Origin of the sequence: Symmachiella dynata (genome assembly GCF_007747995.1) — a bacterium.
Taxonomy (GTDB): Bacteria; Planctomycetota; Planctomycetia; order Planctomycetales; family Planctomycetaceae; genus Symmachiella; species Symmachiella dynata.
This window is the reverse complement of record NZ_CP036276.1, coordinates 7,661,266-7,679,068: the sequence shown is the minus strand read 5'-3', so window position 1 is coordinate 7,679,068 and position 17,803 is coordinate 7,661,266. Positions and strand designations below refer to the sequence as shown.

General features: G+C 54.6%; 15 protein-coding genes. 4 read left to right on the top strand and 11 right to left on the bottom strand.

Going from position 1 to position 17,803, the window contains the following annotated elements:
• Positions 1 to 18: 18 nt before the first annotated feature.
• Both Mal52_RS29210 and Mal52_RS29205 read left to right on the top strand, forming a co-directional pair.
• Positions 19 to 1,656 (top strand): DUF1668 domain-containing protein, encoded by a 1,638-nt coding sequence (locus Mal52_RS29210; RefSeq protein ID WP_145380422.1) that lies wholly within the window; start codon positions 19 to 21, stop codon positions 1,654 to 1,656.
• A 204-nt stretch (positions 1,657 to 1,860) separates the two neighbouring features.
• Positions 1,861 to 3,195, top strand: a complete 1,335-nt coding sequence (locus Mal52_RS29205; protein ID WP_145380421.1) for an outer membrane protein assembly factor BamB family protein — start codon at positions 1,861 to 1,863, stop codon at positions 3,193 to 3,195.
• Between the two features lie 107 nt (positions 3,196 to 3,302).
• Here Mal52_RS29205 and Mal52_RS29200 read toward each other — a convergent pair whose 3' ends face one another.
• On the bottom strand, positions 3,303 to 4,373 hold the full coding sequence (locus tag Mal52_RS29200) for a hypothetical protein (RefSeq protein WP_145380420.1): 1,071 nt from the start codon (positions 4,371 to 4,373) through the stop codon (positions 3,303 to 3,305).
• Between the two features lie 774 nt (positions 4,374 to 5,147).
• On the opposite strand from Mal52_RS29200, the gene Mal52_RS29195 reads away from it, so the two are divergent.
• Positions 5,148 to 6,908, top strand: coding sequence for an Nramp family divalent metal transporter (locus Mal52_RS29195; protein ID WP_145380419.1), 1,761 nt, complete (start codon positions 5,148 to 5,150; stop codon positions 6,906 to 6,908).
• A 12-nt stretch (positions 6,909 to 6,920) separates the two neighbouring features.
• On the opposite strand, the gene Mal52_RS29190 is transcribed toward Mal52_RS29195, so the two are convergent.
• The 10 genes from Mal52_RS29190 to Mal52_RS29145 all read right to left on the bottom strand — a co-directional run bounded on the left by Mal52_RS29190 (position 6,921) and on the right by Mal52_RS29145 (position 16,503).
• Complete coding sequence (locus Mal52_RS29190) at positions 6,921 to 7,400, bottom strand: TadE/TadG family type IV pilus assembly protein (protein ID WP_197534555.1); 480 nt, start codon at positions 7,398 to 7,400, stop codon at positions 6,921 to 6,923.
• Between the two features lie 87 nt (positions 7,401 to 7,487).
• Complete coding sequence (locus Mal52_RS29185) at positions 7,488 to 8,684, bottom strand: pilus assembly protein TadG-related protein (protein ID WP_197534554.1); 1,197 nt, start codon at positions 8,682 to 8,684, stop codon at positions 7,488 to 7,490.
• A gap of 80 nt (positions 8,685 to 8,764) precedes the next feature.
• On the bottom strand, positions 8,765 to 9,442 hold the full coding sequence (locus Mal52_RS29180) for a hypothetical protein (RefSeq protein WP_145380416.1): 678 nt from the start codon (positions 9,440 to 9,442) through the stop codon (positions 8,765 to 8,767).
• 544 nt (positions 9,443 to 9,986) lie between these two features.
• A complete protein-coding gene (locus tag Mal52_RS29175; RefSeq protein WP_145380415.1) occupies positions 9,987 to 10,715 on the bottom strand; it encodes a PEP-CTERM sorting domain-containing protein in 729 nt (242 codons plus the stop codon).
• Positions 10,716 to 11,235: 520 nt separating this feature from the next.
• Positions 11,236 to 11,664 (bottom strand): TadE/TadG family type IV pilus assembly protein, encoded by a 429-nt coding sequence (locus Mal52_RS29170; protein WP_145380414.1) that lies wholly within the window; start codon positions 11,662 to 11,664, stop codon positions 11,236 to 11,238.
• 38 nt (positions 11,665 to 11,702) lie between these two features.
• Entirely contained in the window at positions 11,703 to 12,854 is a 1,152-nt protein-coding gene (locus Mal52_RS29165; protein WP_145380413.1) for a vWA domain-containing protein, read from the bottom strand.
• A 42-nt stretch (positions 12,855 to 12,896) separates the two neighbouring features.
• Positions 12,897 to 13,253 (bottom strand): TadE/TadG family type IV pilus assembly protein, encoded by a 357-nt coding sequence (locus tag Mal52_RS29160; RefSeq protein ID WP_197534553.1) that lies wholly within the window; start codon positions 13,251 to 13,253, stop codon positions 12,897 to 12,899.
• Positions 13,254 to 13,320: 67 nt separating this feature from the next.
• A complete protein-coding gene (locus Mal52_RS29155; RefSeq protein WP_145380411.1) occupies positions 13,321 to 13,662 on the bottom strand; it encodes a hypothetical protein in 342 nt (113 codons plus the stop codon).
• Positions 13,663 to 14,014: 352 nt separating this feature from the next.
• The gene (locus tag Mal52_RS29150; protein WP_145380410.1) at positions 14,015 to 14,497 is read right to left on the bottom strand and encodes a TadE family protein; all 483 of its coding nucleotides are present in this window, start codon (positions 14,495 to 14,497) and stop codon (positions 14,015 to 14,017) included.
• Positions 14,498 to 14,676: 179 nt separating this feature from the next.
• Complete coding sequence (locus Mal52_RS29145) at positions 14,677 to 16,503, bottom strand: VWA domain-containing protein (protein WP_145380409.1); 1,827 nt, start codon at positions 16,501 to 16,503, stop codon at positions 14,677 to 14,679.
• Positions 16,504 to 16,943: 440 nt separating this feature from the next.
• Between Mal52_RS29145 and Mal52_RS29140 the strand changes: the two genes are divergently transcribed.
• Positions 16,944 to 17,699: a VIT1/CCC1 transporter family protein gene (locus Mal52_RS29140; protein WP_145380408.1), complete on the top strand. Its 756-nt coding sequence runs from the start codon at positions 16,944 to 16,946 to the stop codon at positions 17,697 to 17,699.
• The last annotated feature ends 104 nt before the right edge of the window (positions 17,700 to 17,803 follow it).

Sequence of the window (17,803 nt, the reverse complement as noted above, 5' to 3'; positions counted from 1 at the left end):
TCATTGAGGACACATTTGATGAGACGAATTTTAGTTTTCTCCGCTGCCGCATTGTTCATGCAATGCGCAATTCTACAAACGGCAAACGCGCATTTTATTTGGCTGCTGCCGTCTGTGGAAAAGGATGTGCAAAAGGTCGATGTTTATTTTTCCGAAGCGGCCCAGCCGGACGACCCCGAATTGCTGGAAGGCTTGCAAGGTATGACTGTCTGGCGGTTGTCGGCCAAAGGCAAACCGATCAAATTGTCGCTGAAAAAAACAGAAGAAGCACTCCAAGCCGAAACGGACGTTGCAGAAGTAACAGCTTCGCTGTTCGCAGGGCGACACGATTACGGTGTGATCACCCGCGGCGAGAAACCGTTTTTACTTCGTTATTACGCCAAGACCGGCCCCGCTCTGACCGATGCCGCCTGGACGAATGTGAAGACGGCCGAACAACTCGATTTGGATATCGTTCCGCATAAAATGGAAGACGGCAAGCTGAAGCTCGTTGTCAGCTTTCAAGGAAAACCGGTTGTGGGTGCCGAAGTGAAAGGCTACGGACCGGAGTTGGATGAATTCGAAGCAGCTACTGACAAGGATGGTGCCGTCGTGGTCGCGGTCGTGCAACCGGGTGAGTACGGATTCCGCGCCAAGCACGTCGAAGCGACCGCCGGCGAATTGGACGGTAAAAAATACGACGACATTCGCCACTATTCGACAGTGACCTTCGAAGCCGAAAAGCCCGAAGCGAAAGTTGTGACCGATGCCGACACGTTGCCGGAGATTCCCGTATGCGTAACCAGCTTCGGGGGCGCTGTTGCCGGGGATTACTTGTACATCTATGGCGGGCATACCGGCGCAGCACATTCCTATTCGCACGAAGAACAAGCGCACACGCTGCAGCGGCTTAATCTTCGCAAGCCGGGTGCCTGGGAAGATGTGATCGATGGTCCGCATCTGCAGGGTCTGGCTTTGGTCCCGCATGGCGACAAAGTCTATCGTCTGGGAGGCTTCACCGCTAAAAACGAATCGGGCGAAGACCGGGACCTGTGGTCGCAGGACTCCACAGCGGGTTTCGATCCAGCCACGAAAAAATGGACCGATCTGCCCGCATTGCCCGAACCGCGGTCGTCGTTCGACGCAGCCGTGTTGGGCGACACGATCTATGTAATCGGCGGATGGCAAATGCAGGGTGACAAGGATGCCGTGTGGCATAAGACAGCTTGGAAACTCGACCTGTCGGCAGCGAAACCGCAGTGGGAATCCATTCCCGCACCACCGTTTCAGCGTCGCGCGTTGGCCGTTGCCGCCCATGACGGAAAAATCTTTGCCCTGGGCGGGATGGCCGAAAAAGGAGGACCGTCGCGCAAGACCAATGTGTTTGACCCCCAATCGCAGCAGTGGTCCTCACTGGAAGACTTGCCAGGCGAAAAGATGGCCGGATTTGGGTGTTCAGCATTCGCTACGGGCGGCCGGTTGTTTGTCAGCACTTTCGATGGGAGTCTGCTCCGACTCTCCCCGGATCAACAACATTGGGAGCGCGTGGGACAATTGCCGACCGCCCGCTTCTTCCATCGCATGTTGCCGTATCCCAACAATAGCCTGCTGATTGTCGGCGGAGCGAATATGGGCATCGGCAAGTTTGAAGAGGTGGAAATCCTGCAGTTGGACTAGCGCCCGCCTTGTCGGTTCTGCTAACGTATTGAGCGCCGACGGTGAAGTGGCCAGGATTTCGACTTTGGTGATGCGTTTGTTGCCGCCCTTTGTCCGACAGAGGGCGGCAACACGTATCATTGGCGCTTTCAAAATATCCCAAGAGGAAACGGACGCATTCGTCCGGACCGACCTTGGGTCAAACCGTAACGAGGATGATTGACGATGAGACCGCTCGCCTATATTCGCGGGAACCGATGCTGGCTTGCCGCATTACTAGTTGTTTTCGGCAGCGGAGTCGTATCCGCGGGAAATGATTGGGATTCTTTTCAAAACGGCGGGCAGGTGTCGCTGTCCAACTCTGCGGAGGTCGGGGACTGGAAACTCGCTCCCGAGCTTGCCTGGACAGCGGATCTCACCGGTTATGGGCAATCCTCACCGGTCGTGTGGGGCGAGCATGTTTATGTGACATCGGTGGAAGGTCCTGAAAAAGAGACCTATCTGGTCTCGGCCTATGCGCTGGCTGATGGCAAGCAGGTTTGGCAACACAAAGTCAAAAACGCGACGCCGCAAAAAAGCAGCAATTATGTGAGTCGCGCAGCACCGACCCCGGCAGCTGATGCGGAGGGGGTCATTTGTTTCTTCGAAGGGGGCAACCTGTTGGCCTTCACGCACAAGGGCGACGTGCGTTGGGAACGGAATCTGGCAGAAGAGTACGGAGAAATCAGCTCGCGGCACGGCTTGGCTGCTTCGGTGGCGCAAGACGAGCGGTCTGCATTCATTTGGGTCGAGCGGAGCGAAGAACCGTATGTCCTGTCGGTGGATAAAAAAACGGGAGAGAACAACTGGAAGGTCGCCGGCTTGGGCGCGACGAGTTGGTCGAGTCCACGACTTGTTCCGGTGGCTGACGGACACCATTTGGTGTTGAGCGCGTCGGGACATTTGGTCGGCTTGGATCCGGAATCGGGAGAGCGACTGTGGGCCGTCGAGGGTATTTCCGGCAACACGACACCCACTCCTGTTCCGCTGGGTGAAGGGCGGTTTCTGATTGGTGCAAGGGTGGGTCGTGGGAATTCCGATGCGGGGAAATCCGCTAAATCGAATGGTGTTATTCAAATCACAAAGAATGACGACGGCGCATGGGAAGCTGATTATGTTTGGCGGGCGAAACGGGCCACCAGTTCGTTCAGTTCACCGATGGCACACAACGGCACAGCCTACTTCATCAATAAAACCGGAGTGATCTTTGGATTAGACCTGGAAACCGGTCAGGAGAAATTCAACAAACGGCTCGGTGGAGGCGTCTGGGCGACTCCTATCGGAATCGGCGAGCTGGTGATGATTTGCGGCAGGGATGGAAAAATCAACCTGCTGGCGAACAACGGCGATGATCAAGAGCTCTCGAAATGGGAAGCACTCCCCGAGGATCCTGAACCGGTCGCCGGCGAGAAAACAGACCGATTCTCCGCCAGCGTGCTTTATAGCGCCTTGTGGAGCGAGCAGCTTGTGTTGCTGCGGCGAGGAGAGGCCTTGTTCGCTGTGAAGGTGGTCCGCGAATAATCCTCACATTCAGCAAGCGGGCGATGGGGCAGTTTGAAGGCAGGCGCCCGCTTGCTATGAATTCAAAAAGTTGGCTGCGTGGAAAACCACGCCGACTGCGCACCCGACTATTCTTCGATTTCCAAATCCGCGAAATAGATGGCCGTGATTGATTTGCCGTCGGCATCTTTTTCGTGGCTGGAATAATACGAGACAAAGCCGCGGGTGTCGCTGAGTGCGACGAAACCGGGATAGGAATTGTCGCCGCCGCTGGGAAGTTCGGCGAATTCGTGCAACTGGCCATCGACCAGCCAATACAACGCGGTGACTGCCGGCCCGATTGTTTTGCGTCCGGCAACCAAATAGCGATCCCCCCATTTGGCGACCAGGGGGCCGCCGATGTAGCGATCGAAATTCGTACGGTCCCATTTCTCATAGGGGGGCTGGGAGCGGCACAATTGTGCGTTGAGTTTGCTGCCGCTACGGGCGACGGCAAGTACTGATCCATCGTCTTCGAACAAAAAGGCCGTTTCGTCGCCGTTGGTGGTTTGAAACAGCGCCTTTTTGCGGTAGATCAACCCGTCGTCGCTCTCCAGCATGGCCGACTCGATGAGCGGATCGCGCTCGGCGCGGGTTGTGGTTTTGGCGAATTCTCGTTTGCGGCGGCCACACAGGTAGGCTTTGTCGCCGTGCGCCGCGGCCCGCCAAATGTAATGTCCGTAGGTCCCTTCCAGCATCACCGGACTGTGCCAGTTTTCGCCATCGTCGCTCCACGCCGCATAGCCCAGGTGGTCGTCCATTTTATAATTCTTGGGCGACGTGTCTCCGCAATACCAAGCGCCGGTATAAACAAACAGCTTGTCCTTAAAGACCAAAAAGTGTGGGTCACGAACGTCCCGTTTGGGGACGCTGAATTGGTGCACGGTTTTCCAGGTCTTGGTGTCGTCGCTGGATTGAATGATGATCGACGAGGTGGGATGCACCATGTGCCCGTCCGGGCAGGTGCGGAAGGCGAGGTAGTATTTGTCGCCAAAGCGGCACAAGTCGGTGAAAGCGTTATGCTCGCCGTTGTCAAAACCGCGACGGACGGAGAGGACGTTGACCTTGGGGGTTTCGTCGGCATGGGCCGCAATATTTATTTGAACAATCGCCGCAACGGCGCAGATTGTGATCGCTAGGTTTCGGAATCCAAATGACATTTATCGGGGCCTATTAAAATGGATAGTTCGGTAGCGCAGTGCAACTGGATACAACCCGCATCCTATCTTGCCGGGCATCGATTGACCACCACCCCGGTTTCTTTAGCGATAGCGACAAATTGTATTCAGCCGTGAAGAAACCATCACAGGGTGGCAGCGATTGCCAACGGCAATCGGTGTGCCGCAGGCACAAGAAGCAGCAGTTTGAGCTGTCTTTAACCAATAAGACTCTGCTCGTTTCAGAGCGCGGAAACTGCGGCTTCGTGCGGGCTGCGCCCGCCCCGATGTCTGTGCCATTGCGGTTACCCGGAACGGATTATCCGAGTCGTTGGCGACGGTTCCAGGCGGCGGTTCGTTCGGCGTGGTGGCGGGATGCGTGATAGTGTGGCTGGACGGGGATGGCGGCAGGTTGCCAGGGGGTCTTACAAACCGCGGGACATACAGCCCAACCGGCTTTTCGCTTGGTGCGACATTGACAACTTCCCTGTCCTGTAACCTGTCCGGTTTGGCCTAAAAATGCCAGCCAATTGATCATGATCATCCGCTTCGGCTCCTTGAAAACGTGAATCGTGATGATGAGGAACGTCGCCGACCAGTGCGGGCATGCCGCACGCTGGTTCTTTAAGGATACTGAATCGGGGTGGGAAAAGTCAAAATTTTGTGCGTGCTGAACCGCGACATATTAGCAATGACTTCTTGCGAACAAAAACGGGGCAGGGTAGGGTGGGAGCTACGATTTGACCGCGTCTCTTGTCCGAAGGCCCTATTCCCCCCATGACCGAGCCGAATTTCGACGAACACGACACGTTGCCCCCTTCCATGGATCCCGCGGTAGGGGGCGGCACAGAGGACCCGCCACGTGATTTTATAGGCATTATCAAGCGGCTGGGGCCGGGGATGATCATTGCCGGCAGCATTGTCGGCTCGGGAGAATTGATTGCCACGACCAAGACCGGCGCCGAGGCGGGAATCACGCTGCTGTGGCTGATCATTATTGGGTGTGTGATCAAGGTCTTCGTGCAAATCGAAATCGGCCGTTATACAGTCAGCCACGGCGAGACCCCCTTAGCTGCGCTGAACCGCGTCCCTGGACCGCGACTGCGCGTCAATTGGCTGCTGTGGTATTGGTTGGTGATGATGATCTCCATCTTGGGTCAAGCAGGCGGCATTGTCGGCGGCGTGGGGCAATCGTTGGCGATTGCGGTCCCGATCACGGGCGACTATGCAAAAGCGGTCCAAGTGCCGAACGAAGCTGATCTGCTGCGGTATGTTGATTTCATTGACCACGACCAAGTGACGAGTCCCGATGAGCTTCCGGAGGAAGCCGCCCGTATCAAACGAGGCAACGAATTTATCGCCGGACGGATGGAACGGCTGGGGGAACGCGGCGGAAAATTGATTGCCACCACGCGCGAGCTGATTCACGCACAATCACAACTGGCGGAAATTGCCGACACGACCCCCGCACCGACCGACGGTGAGTCCGCTTCACCTGCTCAAATTGAACTGGCGCAGCGGGAACAGACTGTCAGCGATATCAAAAGTCAATTGAAGGAGATGACCAGTCCATTCACGTTTGATGACCGAATCTGGGGCACAATCATTGCATTGATCACCGTGGGGCTGTTGTGCCGCGGGCGGTACAAGTTGATTCAAAACTTGTCGATGACGTTGGTCGTGTCGTTTACGTTTATCACGATCGGCAATGTGATATCGTTGCAAACCCATGAGGAGTTCGCGCTCAAGATGGACGATTATTTGTACGGATTATCGTTCCACATCCCCGAAGGGATTGCGGGGTTGAAGGCGGCGATGTTTACGTTTGGGATTATCGGGGTGGGGGCGAGTGAATTGGTCGCCTATCCCTATTGGTGTTTGGAAAAAGGCTATGCCAAATATGCCGGACCGCGCAGCCCCGACGAGAGTTGGGCCAAACGGGCGCGGGGCTGGATGATGGTCATGCACTACGATGCGTTTGCGTCGATGGTGGTCTATACGATCGCCACGTTGGCCTTCTTTGTGATGGGAGCAGCCGCGCTGTATCAGCAAGGGCTGGTGCCCGAAGGCATGCGGATGGTGAGCACGCTGATCGAGCAATATGTCCCGGTCTTTGGCGAGCATGCCCGCTGGTTGTTTTTGATCGGCGCGATCGCGGTGCTGTATTCCACGTTCCTGGTCGCCAATGCCGGCTTCGCGCGGCTGTATACCGATTTCTTAAAGGTGCTCGGTGTGATGGATCCGCACAATGAGAAGACGCATGATCGCTCGATCATGATTTTCGGCATGGTGCTGCCGATGATTTGCGCAGGCGTGTATTGGATTCCCAACGCCAATCCGGTGGCCCTGGTGATGTTCGGCGGGCTGACGCAGGCGGTCATGCTGCCGATGTTGGCATTTGCGGCGCTCTTTTTCCGCTACCGCATGACCGACCGCCGGCTCTGTCCGGGCCGGCTGTGGGACGTATTGCTGATTATTTCCTGCATCGGTTTGACGATCGCCGGTGTGTTTACGGCGTTTCTAAAACTTGCCGGGTAGTGATTCAGCCCGCTATTCCTTACGCATTACGCTCACACCGGTAATCCAATCGTCCGCGTCGTGTTGAGCGCGGAGTCCGGAGAAAGGGTCATCGTCACCGCTGCCCCCTTCGTCCAGAAGTGGCAGATAGGTCACATCCTTAAAGCGAATCGCCACGCTGACGGTGATCGGATCCTTCGACTCGGCGGATTGGATCGTGTCGCCGCTTTCGGTCGAAACGTCAATGTCGACCTGTCCCGCTTCGACGCCGACGGCGTCAGTGATGAAGCCTAGGATGTCTTGCTTCACTTCCTCTTCAGTGAATGTGCCACGGATGGCCAGTCGCGAGCCTTCGCGGGCTGCGTTGGTGACGAGTTGGCCGACCATCATATAGCGGCCAAACTCGATGACGCCTAAGACCAGCAGCATAAAAACGGGGAATACGAATGCCATTTCAACTGCGGCAACACCGCGTCGATCTGACGATTCGCGTTGGATCCGAAACATCTTCATCTTTTGCACTCCTCCAAATGTCGCGTTGTATCTCGTTGGGAACTTCATTTTGAGCGACAAACGTACTTAGTGTGTTGGGAACAGGGGTTACTCGATCAGAAACGGTGGTGCCATAATTTCATCAGATTGAAACGTCTGGTAACTCCGAATGATGTGCGGTCCTGTGTAGGGGGCCTGTTGGATGGTGACATGTTTTTTGCTGGGGCTGCCGGTCAGTTTTACGGCGACAATTCGGATGCCAACAAACTTGACGACCGTGTACATGGTGTTGTTGCCATTGCCGCCGCCAACTTCGGAGAAGATTGGAATGGCCCGCGGCTGTCCGATAATTGCCGTCAATTGCGCTTTGATTCCTGCGCTCAAACCGGTATCGGCATTCACAATCAACGGCTCGGCCCAGCTCGCCTTGATTTCATTGTTGGGAAAGAACGAAAAATCGTAGTCGTTCAGTCCATACAAAATTTGCCGCTTCAGATCATTGGTGCTGTTGTTGGGGCTCCCCAAGTCGACCGTTCCCCGGTTGCCCGGAGGCAAGTCGACCGTGCCGTTGGGGTACATGTTCAATTCCAGAATTCCATCGGATCCTGAAGAAACGGTCCCGGTATCTTCATGGAAATAGTAATTGTCGGTGAACAGTCCACCGGGTGTCGTGGCGGTTGTGAAGTCCACCCAGGTGTCCCAATCGACGGCGATCGGGAGTAGCCCAGTGGTTTCGGTGCTACCTGGTTCCACGCGAAATCCACTGCCGTTCATCATGGCGGCTGCAGCAACGACGTCGACGTTGGCGTTGTTGTGTCCAATCACTGGGGCGAAGAACAAGTCCAACGGGCCATCGGCGTTATTGCCATCGCGGTGCAGGGCGACTTCGACCAGATTGTAAGGGGCAGTTCCCCAGGTCTTGACCCACGAACCAGATTCGGCATCCCACTCCACATGGCCAACGCGTACGTCTTGTTGTTGGTCGGCGCTGATTGCCGCCAATCCGCCACCGGCGTGCGAGCCAGCCATGTCGACGGCCACATCACGCGAAGCGGTATCGACTTCCGTCGGAGTCTTTAAAGCACCCCCTCCGATCCCGTCGGGTAGCTCCAGCGCTGCTCCCAACGCGCCGGAGTCGGCGGCATTTTGTAACTGGGATTTGGTCAGTGTGATATAGCCGACGTCGACCACAAAGGCGGTGAAGCCCATCATGGCGATCATAAAGAACGCGGCCAGAACCAGGATATTTCCGTTACGGCTTCGGGCCTGTTCCGCGGCCTGTCGCAGATGGTGTTGAATTTTCATGGTGCCTACCTTCATCAATTGACTGAAACAGGCCGCCCCCTGAGAACCCGCGGATGTCTCCGCGGGTGGGGATCGGTGAATTAGTTATTGCTCGGTCGTTCGTGCACGACTCGCGACGCGCTGTCGGTGGAGATCAAATTATTGTCCGCGTCGTAATACCGGACTTCTTTGATTCGCAGTCTGACAACGCGATAGGCACCGTAGGTGACGGCTGAGTTTTCCACTGATGTTTCGGGCGAATAGCTGTTGAGGTTATTGACCAAAATCAACTCGCTCAATTGCATCTGGGTTCCGCCGAACGATCCCCAGGTATCAGACTGCCCGTTTTTAATCCGTAGGGTCAAAATGTTGTTGTTGACCTTCAAAGATTGTGTCCAAGTGATCGTCTCGCCCTTGGTGCTGAATTCACCTTCATGAAAATTCTTGGAATACAGAAACAAATCATCCGACCACGATTGCAATTGCAATCCACCGGAATAGAAGCTGGGGATTTCGCGGTAATTCCAGGTGACCATTCCATAGAGGTCTCCGAGATCTTCCTTGGGGCTCATCACGGTCATCATTTGCGGAGCGGATATGGAGTTGGACGGCTCATCGAGAATGAGCTCCCAATCTTCTTCGACGCGCAGGACGTCGGGCGTCGCGTCGTATGAATAGACGGAGGTTCCGGCAACCATGAATGCCACGGCTGCCAAAGCAGCGGTGGTACGATGTCGCAGCAGACTACGACATCTCTCAGACAACGCGCGAATCAACATGACTCTCTCCCTATGACGAAAACGGTTTTGAAATCCGAACAACGAACTACAAATGCTGGATGTTCCGGACCGCGCTAGTCAGGAGTCCATCAAACCGAGGGGAAACCGGGTTGATAGACCGGCTGTTACGAATTGTTTGACATTTCGTAATAGCCGGGAGAGGGGTTTCGGCGTGGTACCTATTTGGAACCGCCAAATCAAACGTAGGTCATGGGCGCAATAGAGCAAATCATTTTGCGAATTTTTTAAGACGAATTTGTTCGTTGAAAGTAAAGATTCGAGGCGCACGTATTGCCCAGGTGTCGGCTATTTCGTTGATGGTGAGCGGGTTGCGCGCTGTTGCAATTTAGCATCGCGCCCAAATAAGCCGATCCCATGCGTGGACGACCTCCAACGAAGGGCGTGTTCTTAAACAACGCTCTATTTTTGCGGCGAAGATACCCGTTAGCGAGACAGGACCACGTCGCGCAAAAAAAGCCGCCCCCAGTTATGAGGGCGGCTTTATGGATTTGCGAGATCCTGAGCAGCTTGAAATCATTGCCTATTAGGCAGCTTGCGACTTGCGTTTTCGCCAGCCGTATCCGGCCAGTCCGAACATGCCCATGGCCATTAGTAGCATGCTCGAAGGTTCGGGGACGAGACCAGGTCCAGGGTCGGGACCAGGAGGCAGGTTAACGAAAGTCTCGCTCCCTCCACTGGCATAGCCCTGGACATGGATGCCAATGCGAAGTCCTCCAGCGGCACCAGCGAGGTCGATCGCTGCAACTGTATCGGCGAAGGTCACGCCGCTCGTCAGATTCATGATGACGGTCAATTGTTCGCCCGGATTCACACCATTTGGCTGCGCTGGAGCATCAGAATCGGCTAATAATCCTGCCGTCACAAAAAAGCTGGGGGAAATGTTATTGTGGGCGGGGATATTCGGGGGACTGGCACCTGTGCTGAAGTCAACTCCAGGGTCTCCGCCAACACCGTCGTCAGCATCAATCAGCGATGCAATACTTGCCAAGTTCCCATCGTCATCGAAGTAGACATCCGCAATCGACGAAGCGTCGGGGCCAGAATTCCTAAAGATGAATGCGACCTGACCGCTACCGACATCACTCAATTCAACAGTGAGCTGAGTTTCACCAATCACCGAGTCGCCTACACTATTCGCGGAGAGACGTCCGAAGCCCAAAATTGGACCAGCTTGTGCCCTCGTCTCAAAGGCGAAAAGCAGTATGGGAACTGCAAGACAACTGTAAATCGTTAGCTTAGTTTTCTGCTGCATAGCCGGACCTCCTCGCAAAATTGAATCTACCTCTTCTCAAATGTGTTGGCCCGATAAGACCATTATGACGATGCGCGATAGGAGTGAGCAATCATATTTTACTCAACTTTTCCGAATATAAGGGTTTTTATCAATATGACGGGCTGTTTCCGCCAGCTCGGCTGAAAACCCCCTTCATTTGCAGCGATATCAAGGTCCAATTTTCGCATTCCGCTTTAGTTCGTTTTTTTGAGCATTTAAAAATTTCTGGCTATGGGGGGAGAAAATGGCGACTGGGGCGCCGCCTCCGCGCTACGCAATCGCACCGGCTGGTTGAGTGGACCTCTTGCGTCGGCGAGCGACCAGGTGAGCGTGAGTGCAAGTCGGTCGATTTCAGCGAGCACAAAAATGCAGCCCGAGCGGGGTGTCAAATCCTTCCGCTTCGGGCTGATATGAAAGAAACGATGGGACGCGTCGTGATTCTCGTGTCAGTTGGAGAATGGATCGTTTGTTTACGGGCGATTCAATACGGCTCGGCTTTTCAGAATACCATCAAATCCATTCGTTCTCGGTCGAGTGTTACCGAATCGGTAAAGGATTGGCCGATGAAATACCGTGGGATGATCCAGCTGTTGTCATCGAGTGGAACGTCAATCGTGACTGTCACGACAGTTGTTTCGGTCGTGACCACACTGGGGATCACGGTGATTTCGGAGACCGAGACGCCGGCAATGTCGAGAATGTTTTGTGCCGTCGCGCGGACTTGGTCTGCCGTTGCTCCCGGCACAACGCCCGCGCGTGCTCCTTCATAGCAAGCGGTCGTGATCATGTTGCGAATCATGTTGGCGCGTGAAAACTCTAACTGGGCGAAAAAGAATAAGAATAACACGGGAACGACCAGTGCAAATTCGACAGTCAGTGCGCCGCGCCGTTTGCTTTGTTGGGATTTGTTTTGTTTGATTTGTCGCATGAGCTGTGACTCCCAGCTGGTGTTGCCTTCGCCCCGAATTACTCTGTGAATGTCACAGGGATTGTCAAAGCGATTTTCTTAAAGATGGCTTTCAATGAGTCGGCGTCCAGCGCGTGGAAATGTTGGCCGCCTCCTGCCGTGGCAATTTGTTGCATTAAGTTGAGATCCGCTTCTCCAAACGAAATTGTGTGAATCGTGATATTGTTTTGCGAAGCGTAATTCGCAGACACAAGTGGATCGCCGCCGCTGGTCGGATGTCCGTCGGACATGAGTATCATGGTTTTGACGGCAAACGGTCGGGAATGATCGGGGTCCAACAAGACGGATTTCCCCGAGTCAATTCCGGCGGCGATGTCGGTCGCCCCGTTAAAGATTCGGGCCGTAATGTCATCCATGGCGGAGTCGATCAAGGCATGATTTTCTGTCAGTTCTTGATCGATGTCGACTCGATGGTTATGGACCCCAAAATTCGTGTAGTCGCTGGCATAGGAAACTAATCCCACCCACTCGACTTGCGGAGTCTGCCCCAGCGCCTCGGTAAAGGCCTTGGTGGCGACCGACAAGGCGACCCAGCGACTATCGGGTTCCGGAGGAATTTCAAAGCGATACATGTTGGAGCTGGTCCAAGCCGTTTCCCCTTCGACGTCCCACTTCATGGAACCGGAACGGTCGACGACGATACAGATGTCTCGGTCGAGACGGACGACCGTCGAAGCGCGGGTCACCTCGAAGTCATCCTGGTCGAAGATCTTCGCGAAATACAGGCCAATGCTTCCTGAAGGAGAAGTCCTTGTCCTGCGCCCAATCACACGAATACTGTTAATCGGGGTGCCTTGAGGGGTGAACGCCCAGCTACCATTTTCTTGAAAATCGGAGTTGCCAGGAATAATGTCTGCGTCGTCCAGCAACAAAGGTTGCATTGCGACAAGATTAACAGCTGCCAAGTCGCGTGCTGCTTGTCGTGCAGCCTCCATATCCTGGCTGCGGGTGAGTGCTTCGCCGGCTGCACGAGCGGCCGCATCGGTAGACACCTGGAGTTCGGTCCGGCACAACTGCATGTATGCCACATCCACCGAAAATGCGACGGCAGCGACAAAAACGACTAGCATGGCACCCACCAGCACAGCCATGGCACCGCGGCGATTTGACGATTCATTTTTTGATGCGACCATTCGTCGTAACTTGTACATGATATCTCCCCAGATTTCACAAAATGTAACTTCAACAGGCGTCTATTCTCGCACCATGATTGACTGGACGGTGATCAATTGATCGTTGAAAAACTGTAGGGGAACGAGTGAATTCGCATTGCATGGAATGGAAACGGTTACGGTGATCTGATCGCCACGCTCGGCACTGCTGACTTCGGCCGGTGAAATGGTGATGACCGCACCGGATACGTTTCTAAGCTCAAGCATGGCTTCCACCTTGGCCACGACATCATCAGTCTCAGAATCGTACTTAGCCGCCGTACGAGCCCCTTCGTAACTGCTGACGGTCAAGGCTTCTTTTAAGAAGATCATGCTCGCGGCTTCGATTGAGCCCATGAACATTAAGGCGATCACGGGAAGGCAGATTGCAAATTCCACTGCAGCGGTTCCGTGGCGATGCTCTGCAGAATCCTGCCTCTCGACCGGCCTGCTGGTTGGGGTTCTTTTAAACATGACCATCACCCTTCTCAAATAACGCCGTGAAGTTTGAGCAGATTTCAGAACGATGCGATCGAGGGCGGCGACCAAGACGTTGCCAAGGCAGGCCGTCGAATTGATCGGCAATCAGCGAGGAGTTATGGGTGATAGCGCACCCATACCCGTTACAAGTAGTTTCAAAACCCTCTGACGCGTCCCACTGAAATTGATCTGAACGTCTCGAGATCAAGCGCAACCAGGTTTTGAAACTGGTTCTAGAAGCATTCTGCCCGCAGCGCGCCGATTTTGTCGCGGCTACATTGTCGAGCAGCAACTCGCGGCGGCTCAAAAACAATTCGCAGCTCAACATGGCCCTCTCCCAGTGACTAGACGGTTACGAAATCCGCATGACAGTCTGCCGATGCTGGGATTTCTGGGCCGCTCAAGTCAGGACAACATCAATCCAACCTGAAGGGCCGATTGACATTGTTGTGAAGCTATGGTTGCCTGCGAGAGGATTCGGCGCGATTCGCAATCGGAATCGCCAAATCAAACCTAGGTCATGGACGCAAAAAGTCAAATCGTTTAACCGATTATTTTTGCACTGACGAAGCATTCGTCAAAAGCGAGAGAGTGAGCGCGGTGCTGACGAGCGCCCAGGCGAGCGAGAGCGCGAGCAACCAAGAGAATGGGAGCGCAGAATGCGCCCCCCCGAGCGGGCGCTATTCTTTCCGCATCGAACTGACGCCGGAGATCCATTTGGTGTCGTCGTGATTTTCGCGTAGGCCGACGAACGGGTCGTCCTCGCCGCCTCCACCTTCTCCAAGCATTGGCAGGTAGGTCACATCGACAAATCGCACAGCGACACGGATCGTGATCAAATCCTTCGCATCGGCATCGAAAATGGTTTCACCGCTGGCCGTTTCGATTTCAATGGTGACATCTTCCGGCTCAAGGCCGATCGCTTCGGTCACGAAGTTCTCGACGTCGGTCCGGACCTCTTCTTCGGTGAAGTAGCCGCTGATTGCCATCCGCGTTCCTTCGCGAGCGGCATTGACGACCAACTGGCCGACCATCAGATACCGTCCGAATTCGATGATACCCAGGACAAGCAACATGAACAGCGGCGCCACCAACGCCATTTCCACGGCGGCGACTCCCCGTCGTTCGGAAAAGCCTTTTCGAGCAAAAATCGATTTCATCATGCTGCCCCTGTGCGAGCTAATTCTATGCGAGTGAAAGTCGGTTGAGAGACTTTAAAATTAAAATTGGGAGAGTTCAATCTGTGTCTTCGTGCCAAAAATATAGCATCCAGCCGATGCCCTGCCTGAGCGGACCAACCGAAGTCGCGTCCCGCTTAGGCGAGGGCAATTGTGCTGAGGGATTAGTTGTTATATTCCTCATCAATCAGCTTCAATGGCCGGTCGGCTGCGATCGTGTTGAAGTGCGCTTGAAGTTGATCGGCATATTGCGCGACGGTTTGGCCGCCGGGAACATTGAAGTGTTCACCGCCGGTAATGTCGGCAATTTCCTGCATCAAATCCGTGTCCGCACCCGCACCAATACTGACGGTCATGATTTTGATCTTGGCCGCCTTGGCGTAATAGGCTTCGTCAAGCGCCGACTGTGCCGGCGAAGCTCCGGTCGAGGACCGGTTGGCAATACCATCGGTGATCAGGATCATCATCCGCATGGCTTTGGGCCGTGCGTTGGCGATCATCTCTTCCCGACCGACACGCATACCGGCACCAATGTTGGTATAGCTGTTATAGTGACCCGCCTGACGATGCGTGGTCGTTTCGAGAATGGCGGAGAAGTTCTGTGACAGCCCATGTTCCAACAAGGCGTCTTGATTCGCGTTGTTGTACAGCGACAAGCCCACGTTGTCCTCGGCTTTCACCGATTCCAGATAGTTGACGAACAGTGATACGGCATCTTTCAAAGCAGTCACTGGTTGAGCGCTCGCCTTCCAAAGGTCTTCGGTCTGATTGTGTGCAGGTTTGCTACCCAACCACCAGTTGACCATCGACAATCCACCGTACTTGTACCGGTAGTCGTAGCCACCCTGGTTCAGTGCCGAGTTGCCTTGCACGTAGCTGAAATAACTGCTCCAGCTTCCCGAACCGAAGGGATAATCGACATCGCTTAACCCGAGTGCTTCTTGAATGGCGCTGGTGGTGAAGTCGAACCGCTCGCCATAACCCGATCCTTCGCCACTGGCGTTACTACCCGACTTGACCCAGCAGCGTTTCAAATTACTGGAGCAGTTAAACGTGTGTGATTGGCCCACGTTGAGGTTGTCGTATTTGTATTTGTTGCCGTTGGTGTACTCGACGACCACATTCGATAGGTCTTTCGTCGATTCGACGAAGATTTTTCTCTTGCTTTTCAAGGTGACCTTAATATGCGGAATCGCTCCCGAAGCCGGTTGACCTTCGAAGGTCACATAATCCGGCGCGAATGGCAGGTGCTCACCGATTTCGGCGGCCATGGCCCCGGGATCCGTCATTTCGCCCCAGATTTGCTCCATGTTGTCTACGATTGCATCGTGCCCCAACTTGTTAATGGACTTCAATTCGCTGTCGTCGTTCATCGACCCAGAGAGGTCGACCACTAGGATTACGTCGCGGGGTTGGAACGTCGCGATTGATGTGACTTCGATCTCGGCAAAATCGTGTCCGATGACCGGCGCGAAGAATAATGGGAGTCGCGCGTCAATGTCTCCACCACCCGGTGCAATTCCTGGACGAAACGTGCGTTTGCCCGTGACTTTGATCACGTTGTAGGGGGAATCGCCGCTACCACCGCCGAACGAGAGCTCGTAGCGGCCAGTGTCATGGTTGAATTCCTGCCGCCCGAATTCGATGTCGATCGGTTGGACGGTCTGGAACGGCTCCCCTTCGGATTCTCCCTGGACGGTGATTTCTCCGCCCGGATTCGTTGAAGCGACTTCCATGGCGGCTGCGGTGGCAGCGGTTTCCACATCACCCTGATCGCTCATCATGTCCAATTCCAATGCGGCGGACAGGACAGCAGCATCGGTAACGTTTTGCAATTGCGCCTTGGAATAAGCGATGTAACCGACGTCTACCACGAACGCGGTAAATCCGAACAGCATCACCATACAAAACGCGGCCAGCACCAACACGGAGCCTTTGCGTTCTCTGGCTTGGGCAGATAACGCCCGAATTGTAGACTTGAGCCGAAGCATAAATTTTCCCCTCTCCCAAGAGACTAACGGAACGAACAAAGTCGAGCACGGAATTCGCGCTCGCTCCGCGAATGTACTTAGGGAATCGACATCTTGAGCACTGACAATGCGATCGTGGAACGCAATGTCGGCTTTAATGCGCTCTAATGCCGACAACCTGGTAATAAGTTTTGGGTGAACCACGACTTCCGAGGAGAAGGTCGCCGCCGACGAATCGACTGGGGGATTGGCGTTTGTGTGGTTAGCTCCTACTTAAAAACTAGTGTGGCTTTTGCGAGAGTCAAATGAATCTGCGCAGGAATCGTTGAATTCCCGATGACATGAGGCAACTAGTAAACACGTTCACAAATTGTGACAATGGGCTGAGTGCGATGTTGTCTTTTGGCACACGCCATTGACTCGAAAATCCATCAATATGATGCGCTGGGTGATGCAAGATCATGAATGAGCAACCAGATGAACAACTCCGCAAGGAGCACCGACCCGAGGCGGTTGCCAAGCGAATTGCCGGCGAGCCGTTGCAAAACTATCTCCGCGATTTCGTCTACGGTTCCATTGACGGATGTGTGACGACATTCGCCGTGGTCTCCGGCGTGATTGGTGCGGATCTCCCTGTGAATGTCGTTGTGATCCTGGGTTTTGCCAACCTGTTTGCCGATGGCTTCAGCATGGCGGTCAGCAATTATTTGGGAACCCGCGCAGAGGAACAATTGCTACGCCGCGCCCGCCGCACAGAGGAAAATCACATCGACATCATCCCGGAAGGCGAAGTCGAAGAGATCCGTGAAATCTTCCGGCAAAAAGGCTTCGACGGAGAGCTGTTGGAACGTGTGGTCAAAGTTATTACCTCCGACCGCCGCCTCTGGGTCGAAACCATGTTGCAGGATGAATGGGGACTGTCGCTGGTCGGACCCAACGCTCGGAAAGCCGCCGCTGTCACGTTCTGCGCCTTTGTCGCTGTCGGCTTTATTCCTCTGTTGCCGTTTACGTTTTCTCTGGGCAAAGATATCAGTTCCGCCCAACTCTTTGCCGCCAGCTCGGTCCTCACCGGGCTCGCCTTCTTTGCCGTCGGTGCGCTCAAGTCGCGGTTCGGCGTCGAACACTGGTTCCGCGCTGGTGCGGAGACGTTATTACTCGGTGGCTCCGCAGCAACAGTAGCGTATGTCGTGGGCGTACTCTTGCGAGGCATCGGATAGTCAGCACCGCATTCGATTTTCCGTTGGCAACAAACAACGACACCGATCCAATAAGCGATGCGCATGTACAGGCATCACGTTGACTTGCTTCCGCGCGGGTCTAT